This is a genomic window from Pantoea sp. sgz302252, assembly GCF_047713085.1.
GTDB lineage: Bacteria > Pseudomonadota > Gammaproteobacteria > Enterobacterales > Enterobacteriaceae > Scandinavium.
The window spans coordinates 1-10,229 of the sequence record NZ_JBLFJW010000060.1 but is presented as its reverse complement, the minus strand read 5'-3'; the positions used below and the strand labels follow the sequence as shown (position 1 = coordinate 10,229).

9 protein-coding genes are annotated in these 10,229 nt (G+C 55.7%); 7 read left to right on the top strand and 2 right to left on the bottom strand.

The genetic code is table 11. The annotated features are described in order from the left end of the window. The first annotated feature begins 207 nt into the window (after positions 1 to 207). From ACLW56_RS24530 to ugpQ, 6 genes are all read left to right on the top strand, one after another. The gene (locus ACLW56_RS24530) at positions 208 to 1,143 is read left to right on the top strand and encodes an IS110 family transposase (protein WP_330984163.1); all 936 of its coding nucleotides are present in this window, start codon (positions 208 to 210) and stop codon (positions 1,141 to 1,143) included. Positions 1,144 to 1,396: 253 nt separating this feature from the next. Beyond that, positions 1,397 to 2,713, top strand: coding sequence for a sn-glycerol-3-phosphate ABC transporter substrate-binding protein UgpB (gene ugpB, locus ACLW56_RS24525; RefSeq protein WP_330986231.1), 1,317 nt, complete (start codon positions 1,397 to 1,399; stop codon positions 2,711 to 2,713). Between the two features lie 109 nt (positions 2,714 to 2,822). Beyond that, positions 2,823 to 3,710 carry a sn-glycerol-3-phosphate ABC transporter permease UgpA gene (gene ugpA, locus ACLW56_RS24520; RefSeq protein ID WP_330986230.1) on the top strand — a complete coding sequence of 296 codons (888 nt, stop codon included), beginning with the start codon at positions 2,823 to 2,825 and terminating at the stop codon, positions 3,708 to 3,710. Continuing rightward, positions 3,707 to 4,552 carry a sn-glycerol-3-phosphate ABC transporter permease UgpE gene (gene ugpE, locus ACLW56_RS24515; protein WP_330986229.1) on the top strand — a complete coding sequence of 282 codons (846 nt, stop codon included), beginning with the start codon at positions 3,707 to 3,709 and terminating at the stop codon, positions 4,550 to 4,552. Before ugpA ends, ugpE begins: the two co-directional genes overlap by 4 nt. A gap of 1 nt (position 4,553) precedes the next feature. Beyond that, positions 4,554 to 5,627 (top strand): sn-glycerol-3-phosphate import ATP-binding protein UgpC, encoded by a 1,074-nt coding sequence (locus tag ACLW56_RS24510; RefSeq protein WP_330986228.1) that lies wholly within the window; start codon positions 4,554 to 4,556, stop codon positions 5,625 to 5,627. Beyond that, positions 5,624 to 6,361 carry a glycerophosphodiester phosphodiesterase gene (gene ugpQ / locus ACLW56_RS24505; protein ID WP_330986227.1) on the top strand — a complete coding sequence of 246 codons (738 nt, stop codon included), beginning with the start codon at positions 5,624 to 5,626 and terminating at the stop codon, positions 6,359 to 6,361. Before ACLW56_RS24510 ends, ugpQ begins: the two co-directional genes overlap by 4 nt. Here the strand turns inward: ugpQ and ACLW56_RS24500 are convergent. Further along, positions 6,358 to 6,768 (bottom strand): DUF2756 family protein, encoded by a 411-nt coding sequence (locus ACLW56_RS24500; protein ID WP_330986226.1) that lies wholly within the window; start codon positions 6,766 to 6,768, stop codon positions 6,358 to 6,360. The genes ugpQ and ACLW56_RS24500 overlap by 4 nt on opposite strands. A gap of 124 nt (positions 6,769 to 6,892) precedes the next feature. Here ACLW56_RS24500 and ggt point away from each other — a divergent pair, with 124 nt between their 5' ends. Then, positions 6,893 to 8,689 carry a gamma-glutamyltransferase gene (ggt, locus tag ACLW56_RS24495; RefSeq protein ID WP_330986225.1) on the top strand — a complete coding sequence of 599 codons (1,797 nt, stop codon included), beginning with the start codon at positions 6,893 to 6,895 and terminating at the stop codon, positions 8,687 to 8,689. A 397-nt stretch (positions 8,690 to 9,086) separates the two neighbouring features. Here the strand turns inward: ggt and ACLW56_RS24490 are convergent, their stop codons facing one another. Then, a complete protein-coding gene (locus ACLW56_RS24490; RefSeq protein WP_330984163.1) occupies positions 9,087 to 10,022 on the bottom strand; it encodes an IS110 family transposase in 936 nt (311 codons plus the stop codon). Between the last annotated feature and the right edge of the window lie 207 nt (positions 10,023 to 10,229).

Here is a 10,229-nt window from a genome sequence, read left to right as displayed (position 1 = left end):
CCCTTGTATGTTTAAAGTCACTTCAGTTACCCGTCATCAGGCGGGTACACTGTCACTGTGTTTGACCTGATGTCACAGCCTGTCCACCCTCTGGGCCTGTAAGCCCGCGGGAGAGCTTCTGGCGTGACATCAGCTTTCCTGTAAACCCGAACAGCTGCCAGGGCGGCCGATGCCAGCCCGTATCTTACAAGGCCGGGAGACATGAAAATGACCGAATATTCTTTCGTCGGCGTCGATATCGCCAAAGAGACTTTTGACGTATTTATCAGCCCGTCAGGCCAGTTCCTGCATCTGGAAAACACGCCTGCCGGACATCAGCAACTTCTTGCGCAACTGACGCCGCTGAACATCAAACTTGTCGTGATGGAAGCCACCAGTCGCTACCACAACCTGCTGGCTGTCACCCTTGAACTCGCGGGTGTCCCGGTTGCTGTTGTGAACCCCAGACAGGTTAAAAACTTCGCCCGGGCCCTCGGGACGCTGTACAAAACAGACCCGAATGATGCGCGAGTCATCTGCGAGTTCGGCCGCCGGATGGAGCCGGATATCCGGCCAGCACCGGATGAGCAGACTCAGCGCCTGGCCATGATGGTGGCACGTCGCCGCCAGTTAGTGGATAACCGGACAATGGAGCAAAACCGCTATGGTACCTGCGATGATGAGCTTATCCGGATGGGCATCAGGCGGCACATAGACTGGCTCAACGGAGAGATAAAAGGCACGGATGACGACATAGACAGGCAGATACGGGTCATGCCGCTGTGGCGGGAGAAAGTGAAGTTACTGGAAGAGGTCAAGGGAATAGGGAAGACAACGATGGCGGTACTGTTGTCGATGCTGCCGGAGCTGGGGCAACTGAGCCGTCGAAAAATCAGTGCACTGGTGGGCGTGTGTCCGTACGCGCATGACAGCGGAAAGATGAAAGGAAAGCGATGTATCTGGGGCGGTCGAAGTGCAGTGAGGGCAGCGCTGTATATGGCGACGCTGTCAGCGGTGCGTCACAACCCGGTGATAAAGGCGTTCTTTGAGAGACTGAGAGCGAAAGGGAAAGCGTTTAAAGTCGCGATGACGGCATGTGTGAGGAAACTGGTGACAATCCTGAACGCAATGCTGAGAGATAATGCAAAATGGGTGGCAGGTTAGCTGCCACCGGTTGACTTTAAACACAGCTGCTCTCCCCAAAGGAGAGGGGATGGCACGGTTTTCTCCCTCTTCCCGTGGGAGAGGGCACCAGACCGCACTGATTAATTGTCACCATTCCATCACCCCTCTGAAGCCTGGCTGTCACCGCTTCGTCATCTTTCGGTTATTTTTCTGTCATTCGAGCATGTCATGTTACCTCGCGAGCATAAAACGCGTGATTTCGCGCATCTGACATAACAAGAGAGATAACCGAATGACATCGTTACGACACACCGCTTTAGCCGTCACTCTGGGTCTGGCGTTTGCCTCTCAGGCGATGGCTGCTACCACCATACCTTTCTGGCATTCCATGGAAGGGGAGTTAGGCAAAGAAGTTGACTCCCTCGCGCAGCGTTTCAACGATGCGCACCCTGACTACAAAATTGTGCCGATTTACAAAGGCAACTACGAACAGAGCCTGGCCGCAGGGATCGCGGCTTTCCGTACTGGCAACGCGCCCGCTATTTTGCAGGTGTATGAAGTCGGTACCGCCACCATGATGGCGTCGAAAGCCATCAAACCGGTGTACGAAGTGTTCAACGATGCGGGCATCAAGTTTGATGAATCACAGTTTGTGCCGACGGTGTCGGGTTACTACACCGACTCCAAAACCGGCCACCTGCTGAGCCAGCCGTTTAACAGCTCCACACCTGTTCTGTATTACAACAAAGACGCTTTCAAGAAAGCTGGATTAAACCCGGATGAGCCGCCGAAAACCTGGCAGGATCTGGCGGAGTACACCGCCAAACTGAAGGCCGCAGGCATGAAATGCGGTTACGCCAGCGGCTGGCAGGGCTGGATCCAACTGGAAAACTTCAGCGCCTGGAACGGTCTGCCGTTTGCCAGCAAAAACAACGGCTTTGACGGCACCGATGCGGTGCTCGAATTCAACAAGCCGGAGCAGGTGAAACACATCGCCATGCTGGAAGAGTTGAACAAGAAGGGCGATTTCAGCTACTTCGGGCGTAAAGATGAATCGACCGAGAAGTTCTATAACGGGGATTGCGCCATCACGACCGCGTCTTCTGGCTCACTGGCTGATATCCGTCAGTACGCCAAATTCAATTACGGCGTAGGGATGATGCCATACGACGCAGATGCCAAAGGCGCGCCGCAAAACGCCATCATTGGCGGGGCCAGCCTGTGGGTAATGCAGGGCAAAGATAAAGACACCTACAAAGGCGTTGCCGAGTTTCTCGACTTCCTGACCAAACCTGAAATCGCCGCAGAGTGGCACCAGAAAACGGGCTATCTGCCGATCACCAAAGCGGCGTATGACCTCACTCGCCAGCAAGGTTTCTATGACAAGAACCCAGGGGCAGACACGGCCACACGCCAGATGCTGAACAAGCCGCCGTTGCCGTTCACCAAAGGTCTGCGTCTGGGCAACATGCCGCAGATTCGTACCATTGTGGATGAAGAGCTGGAATCGGTGTGGACTGGCAAGAAAACCCCACAGCAGGCGCTGGATGCCGCTGTCGAGCGTGGGAATCAACTGCTGCGTCGCTTTGAGAAATCAACGAAGTCTTAATTGAAAATACCCTCACCCCGGCCCTCCCTGAAAGGGAGAGGGAGCAAATCATTCCCTCGCCCCTTTGGGGAGAGGGTTAGGGTGAGGGGACATAACGCTGAGTAATCCTATGTCATCATCCCGTCCGGTATTTCGCTCGCGCTGGCTGCCTTACGCGCTGGTCGCGCCACAGCTGATCATTACCGTTATTTTCTTCATCTGGCCTGCGGGCGAAGCACTGTGGTATTCGCTGCAAAGCGTCGATCCGTTCGGGTTGTCCAGTGAGTTCGTCGGGCTTGATAACTTTATCGCCCTGTTCCATGACAGCTACTACCTCGACGCCTTCTGGACCACCATGAAATTCAGTGGACTGGTGACAGTCAGCGGCCTGCTGGTGTCGCTGTTCTTCGCCGCGCTGGTCGATTATGTGGTACGCGGTAGCCGCCTTTATCAAACATTAATGCTGCTGCCGTACGCCGTTGCGCCTGCGATTGCGGCGGTATTGTGGATTTTTCTCTTCAACCCAGGGCGCGGGTTGATAACGCACTGGCTGGAGCTGGTGGGCTACAACTGGAACCACGCGCAGAACAGCGGGCAGGCGATGTTCCTGGTGGTGTTTGTCTCGGTGTGGAAGCAGATAAGCTACAACTTCCTGTTCTTCTTCGCCGCCTTGCAATCCATTCCTCGTTCTCTGGTGGAGGCGGCAGCCATCGACGGCGCAGGTCCGGTGAGGCGTTTCTTTGCTATCGCGCTGCCGCTTATCGCCCCGGTGAGTTTTTTCCTGCTGGTGGTGAATCTGGTGTACGCCTTTTTCGATACTTTCCCGGTTATCGACGCGGCGACGGCAGGTGGCCCGGTGCAGGCGACCACCACGCTTATCTACAAAATTTATCGCGAAGGCTTTGCGGGCCTCGACCTGTCGGCGTCTGCCGCACAGTCGGTGGTGCTGATGCTGCTCGTCATCATTCTGACCGTGGTTCAGTTCCGCTACGTGGAAAGTAAGGTGCGCTATCAATGATTGAACATCGTCGCGGGCTGACCTGGTTCAGCCACATCATGCTGATCCTCGGGATTGCGGTGATCCTTTTCCCGCTGTACGTCGCCTTTGTGGCGGCAACGCTGGATGACAAAGCGGTCTTCGCTACACCGATGACGCTCATTCCGGGCTCGCATCTGCTGGATAACCTGAAAACCATCTGGTTGCAGGGCGTGGGCACCAACAGCGCACCGTTCTGGCTGATGCTGCTCAACAGTTTCATCATGGCGTTCACCATCACGGTGGGCAAAATCGCGGTGTCGATGCTGTCGGCTTTCGCCATCGTCTGGTTCCGCTTCCCGCTGCGTAACCTGTTCTTCTGGATGATTTTTATCACCCTGATGCTGCCAGTCGAAGTGCGTATTTTCCCGACGGTAGAAGTGATCGCCAATCTCAAATTGCTCGACAGCTACACCGGGCTGACGCTGCCGTTGATGGCTTCTGCCACGGCAACGTTCCTGTTTCGCCAGTTCTTTATGACGTTGCCGGATGAGCTAATGGAAGCGGCCCGCATTGACGGCGCTTCGCCGATGCGCTTTTTCCGCGACATCGTGCTGCCGCTGTCGAAAACCAACCTTGCGGCGTTATTTGTGATCACCTTTATCTACGGCTGGAACCAGTATCTGTGGCCGCTGCTGATCATTACTGACGTGAATCTCGGCACGGCAGTCGCAGGGATCAAAGGGATGATCGCCACCGGCGAAGGCACCACCGCGTGGAATCAGGTGATGGCGGCGATGCTGCTGACCCTGATCCCGCCCGTTATTATCGTTTTAGCCATGCAGCGCGCGTTCGTGCGTGGTTTAGTGGACAGTGAGAAATAAGATGGCAGGACTGAAATTACAGGCGGTTACCAAGAGCTGGGACAACAACAAAACCCAGGTTATCCAGCCGCTGACGCTGGACGTTTCCGACGGCGAGTTTATCGTGATGGTAGGGCCATCTGGCTGTGGAAAATCCACGCTGCTGCGCATGGTGGCGGGGCTTGAGCGCGTATCAAGTGGTGATATCTGGATTGACCGCCAGCGTGTGACGGAGCTGGAACCGAAAGAGCGTGGCATCGCGATGGTGTTCCAGAACTACGCGCTTTATCCGCACATGAGTGTGGAGGAGAACATGGCCTGGGGCCTGAAGATCCGCGGCATGGGCAAAGGCCATATCGCTGAGAAAGTGAAAGAGGCGGCGCGCATTCTTGAACTGGATGCGTTGTTGAAACGCCGGCCTCGTGAGCTTTCCGGCGGCCAGCGCCAGCGTGTGGCAATGGGCCGTGCGATTGTACGCGACCCGGCGGTGTTTCTGTTCGATGAACCCCTCTCGAACCTTGATGCAAAACTGCGTGTGCAGATGCGTCTTGAGCTTCAGCAACTGCATCGTCGTCTGAACACCACTTCGTTGTATGTCACTCACGATCAGGTTGAGGCGATGACGCTCGCGCAGCGCGTGATGGTGATGAACAAAGGCGTTGCCGAGCAGATTGGGACTCCGGTAGAAGTTTACGAAAAGCCCGCCACACGCTTTGTCGCGAGCTTTATCGGCAGCCCGGCGATGAACCTGCTGGAAGGGCATGTCAGTACATCGGGCACCCATTTCGAACTGGCGAGTGGCATGGCGTTACCGATGAACTGGCAGCATCGCGGTTATGCTGGAAGGAGGATGATGCTGGGTATTCGTCCGGAGCATATTGCGCTAAGCTCACAGGCCGAAGGAGGCGTTCCGCTGGTGATGGATACGCTGGAAATTTTGGGTGCAGATAATCTCGCGCACGGCCGCTGGGGCGAGCAAAAAATGGTGGTGCGTCTGCCGCATCAACAGCGCCCGCAGGCGGGCAGCACACTGTGGCTGCATTTGCCGGAAAATCATCTGCATCTGTTTGAGGGTGAAACAGGACAACGTGTATGAGTAACTGGCCTTATCCGCGCATTGTCGCCCACCGTGGCGGCGGCAAGCGGGCTCCGGAAAATACCCTGGCGGCGATTGACGTCGGCGCACGCTACGGTCATACGATGATCGAGTTTGACGCCAGGCTGTCGAAAGATGGGCAGATTTTCCTGCTCCATGACGACAACCTTGAGCGCACCAGCAACGGCTGGGGTGTGGCGGGCGACTTGCGTTGGGATGAACTGCTGAGAGTGGATGCGGGAAGCTGGTTCAGCAGTGAATTTAAAGGCGAGCCGCTGCCTCTGCTGTCGCAAGTGGCGGAGCGTTGTCGCCAGCATGGCATGATGGCGAATATCGAAATCAAACCCACAACAGGCACTGGCCCGCTGACCGGCAAAACTGTCGCGTTAGCTGCCCGCGAACTGTGGCAAGGCATGACGCCGCCGTTACTGTCTTCTTTTGAAATTGATGCGCTGGAAGCCGCTCAGGAAGCTGCGCCTGAACTGCCGCGCGGACTGCTGCTGGACGACTGGCGTGATGACTGGCAGGCGCTGACGACGCGTTTAGGCTGCGTGTCGATTCACCTGAATCATCGGTTGCTGGACGAAGCGCGAGTGAACATGCTGAAAGCGGCAGGGCTGCATATTCTGGTTTACACCGTCAACAAACCCCAGCGTGCGGCAGAGCTGCTGCGCTGGGGCGTGGACTGCATCTGTACCGATGCGATTGATGTTATCGGGCCAGATTTCCGCTAGCGAGAAAGCGGCTGCGGATTGGACGGCGTACTCAGCAGGTCGCCGTTCTGCGTCTGCGGCAGCATGTGCTGCTGCGACGAACTGTTCAACATTTTGTCGCTACTGCTGCCGCTCAACATCCCGCCGTTGGTGTTGGGCAGCATTTGCTCCCCCGGCTGGGCATTGATCACCCGCTGCTGATTGTCGTTCAACTGCGTTTTCAGATGCTGTTGCTGAAGCTGCGTCTGGGTCTGCAACTGCTGGTTGAGCATCCCTTTTTGCTGGATCTGCTGGCTCTGCATCTGATTTTGCATTCGCTGCTGACTGGGGATCACATACCCCGGCTGATTCGGGTTGTTGGTCGGGTTTAACGGCTGTGCAAGCACGGCGAACGGCATCAGCGCCGCAAGAAGTAATAACCTTTTCATTTTTTCCTCCTCCCCTTTTGAGGGCTCCTTTAAGTTTACCCCCATTCGCGCACCACGATGATTTTTTAAGAATTGTGAACCAGGCTTAAGCGGGAGCATAAATCCTTTCACCTGGAGAAGAACAATGATTGAAACTCGTTTTTGGCGCGGGGCGGCGATAGCGGCTCTGCTGGCAGGAAGCTGTTTCACCGTCGGGGCCACGCCGCCGCCTGTCTCGGCTCCGCCCGTTTCGACCCCTTCCGCAACCGCTCAATCTGCACCCGCCCCGGCGGTGTCTTACGGCGTTGAAGAAGATGTTTTCCACCCCGTTCGCGCCCAACAGGGCATGGTGGCCTCGGTAGATGCGACGGCGACGAAAGTCGGAGTCGATATTTTGAAGGAGGGCGGTAACGCGGTAGATGCCGCGGTAGCTGTGGGTTATGCATTGGCGGTCACGCATCCGCAGGCCGGTAATCTTGGCGGTGGCGGCTTTATGCTGTTACGCACCAAAGACGGCAAAACGACGGCGATCGATTTCCGTGAAATGGCGCCCGCTCAGGCCACTCGCGATATGTTCCTCGACGATCAGGGCAACCCTGACAGCAAAAAATCCCTGACTTCACACCTGGCTTCCGGCACGCCAGGCACCGTTGCTGGTTTCTCATTAGCGCTGAAAGAGTACGGCACAATGCCGCTCAACAAAGTCGTGCGTCCGGCAATCAAACTGGCGAAAGACGGTTTTGTGGTGAACGATGCGCTGGCCGATGACCTGAAAACCTACGGCAGCGAAGTGATCCCCAATCATGAGAACAGCAAAGCCATCTTCTGGAAAAACGGCGAGCCGCTGAAAAAAGGCGACAAACTGGTACAGGCGAATCTGGCAAAGAGCCTGGAAATGATTGCCGAAAATGGCCCGGATGCGTTCTATAAAGGGTCCATTGCCGATCAGATTGCCGAAGAAATGCAGAAAAACGGCGGGCTGATGACCAAAGAGGATTTGGCGAACTACAAAGCCGTCGAACGTACGCCCATCAGCGGGGATTACCGGGGTTACCAGGTCTTCTCCATGCCTCCTCCCTCTTCTGGCGGCATTCATATCGTTGAAATCCTCAATATTCTGGAAAACTTCGATATGCACAAATACGGCTTTGGTAGCGCCGATGCGATGCAAATCATGGCTGAAGCCGAAAAACATGCTTACGCCGATCGCTCGGAATATCTCGGCGACCCTGATTTTGTGAAAGTGCCGTGGCAGGCGCTGACCAGCAAGGATTACGCCAAATCCATCGCCAGCGAGATTGACGTCAACAAAGCCAAACCGTCGAGCGAAATTCGCCCGGGCAAGCTGGCACCGTATGAAAGCAATCAGACCACGCATTTCTCTGTGGTGGATAAAGACGGGAATGCGGTGGCGGTGACTTATACCCTCAACACCACGTTCGGAACAGGGATCGTGGCGGGAAACACCGGCATTCTGATGAACAACGAGATGGATGATTTCTCTGCCAAGCCGGGCGTGCCGAACGTCTATGGTCTGGTAGGCGGCGATGCCAACGCCGTTGGGCCGAATAAACGCCCGTTATCGTCGATGTCGCCCACCATCGTGGTGAAAGACGGTAAAACCTGGCTGGTGACGGGCAGCCCGGGCGGCAGCCGAATCATTACCACCGTGCTGCAAATGGTGGTCAATACCATCGACTTTGGGATGAACGTAGCCGAAGCGACCAACGCTCCGCGCTTCCATCATCAGTGGCTGCCTGACGAGCTGCGAGTGGAGAAGGGCTTTAGCCCGGACACGCTGAAGCTGCTGGAACAGAAAGGGCAGAAGGTGGCGCTGAAAGAAGCGATGGGTAGCACCCAAAGTATTATGGTCGGCCCGGACGGCACGCTGTATGGGGCTTCAGACCCGCGTTCTGTGGATGATTTGACGGCGGGGTATTGATTCTCTCCTCACCCTAACCCTCTCCTCAAAGAGGAGAGGGGACTGATTTGCGCCGGTTTTTTTCCACTTTCGCCATGGGGCAGGCGGGACTGGTGCTGTTGCGGTTTTCGCCCTCTCTGAATCACAAAAATTCGTCAACTGCTGCTTTTTGTTAAAAATCGCTAGACAAGTGCGAATGATAATGATTATTATCGCCATGCGTTCAGGGAGACCCCTACGGAGAACCTGAAAGCACGACATTGCTCACATTGCTTCCAGTATTATTTTTGTAGCCAGCTTAACCGCTGGCTTTTTTTTGCCCGAGGTAAACAGCAAACGCTTCTGTCAAAGAAGCGTTTTAGTGTTTGCTCCCTCGCCCCGTGGGAGAGCAGCTGTGTTTAAAGTCAACCGGTGGCAGCTAACCTGCCACCCATTTTGCATTATCTCTCAGCATTGCGTTCAGGATTGTCACCAGTTTCCTCACACATGCCGTCATCGCGACTTTAAACGCTTTCCCTTTCGCTCTCAGTCTCTCAAAGAACGCCTTTATCACCGGGTTGTGACGCACCGCTGACAGCGTCGCCATATACAGCGCTGCCCTCACTGCACTTCGACCGCCCCAGATACATCGCTTTCCTTTCATCTTTCCGCTGTCATGCGCGTACGGACACACGCCCACCAGTGCACTGATTTTTCGACGGCTCAGTTGCCCCAGCTCCGGCAGCATCGACAACAGTACCGCCATCGTTGTCTTCCCTATTCCCTTGACCTCTTCCAGTAACTTCACTTTCTCCCGCCACAGCGGCATGACCCGTATCTGCCTGTCTATGTCGTCATCCGTGCCTTTTATCTCTCCGTTGAGCCAGTCTATGTGCCGCCTGATGCCCATCCGGATAAGCTCATCATCGCAGGTACCATAGCGGTTTTGCTCCATTGTCCGGTTATCCACTAACTGGCGGCGACGTGCCACCATCATGGCCAGGCGCTGAGTCTGCTCATCCGGTGCTGGCCGGATATCCGGCTCCATCCGGCGGCCGAACTCGCAGATGACTCGCGCATCATTCGGGTCTGTTTTGTACAGCGTCCCGAGGGCCCGGGCGAAGTTTTTAACCTGTCTGGGGTTCACAACAGCAACCGGGACACCCGCGAGTTCAAGGGTGACAGCCAGCAGGTTGTGGTAGCGACTGGTGGCTTCCATCACGACAAGTTTGATGTTCAGCGGCGTCAGTTGCGCAAGAAGTTGCTGATGTCCGGCAGGCGTGTTTTCCAGATGCAGGAACTGGCCTGACGGGCTGATAAATACGTCAAAAGTCTCTTTGGCGATATCGACGCCGACGAAAGAATATTCGGTCATTTTCATGTCTCCCGGCCTTGTAAGATACGGGCTGGCATCGGCCGCCCTGGCAGCTGTTCGGGTTTACAGGAAAGCTGATGTCACGCCAGAAGCTCTCCCGCGGGCTTACAGGCCCAGAGGGTGGACAGGCTGTGACATCAGGTCAAACACAGTGACAGTGTACCCGCCTGATGACGGGTAACTGAAGTGACTTTAAACATACAAGGG

What these genes read in the sequence shown, in the direction of transcription:
- ugpE (WP_330986229.1), top strand. Translation starts at nt 3,707, where the DNA reads ATGATTGAACATCGTCGCGGGCTGACCTGGTTCAGCCACATCATGCTG.
- ACLW56_RS24500 (WP_330986226.1), bottom strand. Translation starts at nt 6,768, where the DNA reads ATGAAAAGGTTATTACTTCTTGCGGCGCTGATGCCGTTCGCCGTGCTT.
- ugpQ (WP_330986227.1), top strand. Translation starts at nt 5,624, where the DNA reads ATGAGTAACTGGCCTTATCCGCGCATTGTCGCCCACCGTGGCGGCGGC.
- ugpA (WP_330986230.1), top strand. Translation starts at nt 2,823, where the DNA reads ATGTCATCATCCCGTCCGGTATTTCGCTCGCGCTGGCTGCCTTACGCG.
- ugpB (WP_330986231.1), top strand. Translation starts at nt 1,397, where the DNA reads ATGACATCGTTACGACACACCGCTTTAGCCGTCACTCTGGGTCTGGCG.
- ACLW56_RS24490 (WP_330984163.1), bottom strand. Translation starts at nt 10,022, where the DNA reads ATGACCGAATATTCTTTCGTCGGCGTCGATATCGCCAAAGAGACTTTT.
- ACLW56_RS24530 (WP_330984163.1), top strand. Translation starts at nt 208, where the DNA reads ATGACCGAATATTCTTTCGTCGGCGTCGATATCGCCAAAGAGACTTTT.
- ggt (WP_330986225.1), top strand. Translation starts at nt 6,893, where the DNA reads ATGATTGAAACTCGTTTTTGGCGCGGGGCGGCGATAGCGGCTCTGCTG.
- ACLW56_RS24510 (WP_330986228.1), top strand. Translation starts at nt 4,554, where the DNA reads ATGGCAGGACTGAAATTACAGGCGGTTACCAAGAGCTGGGACAACAAC.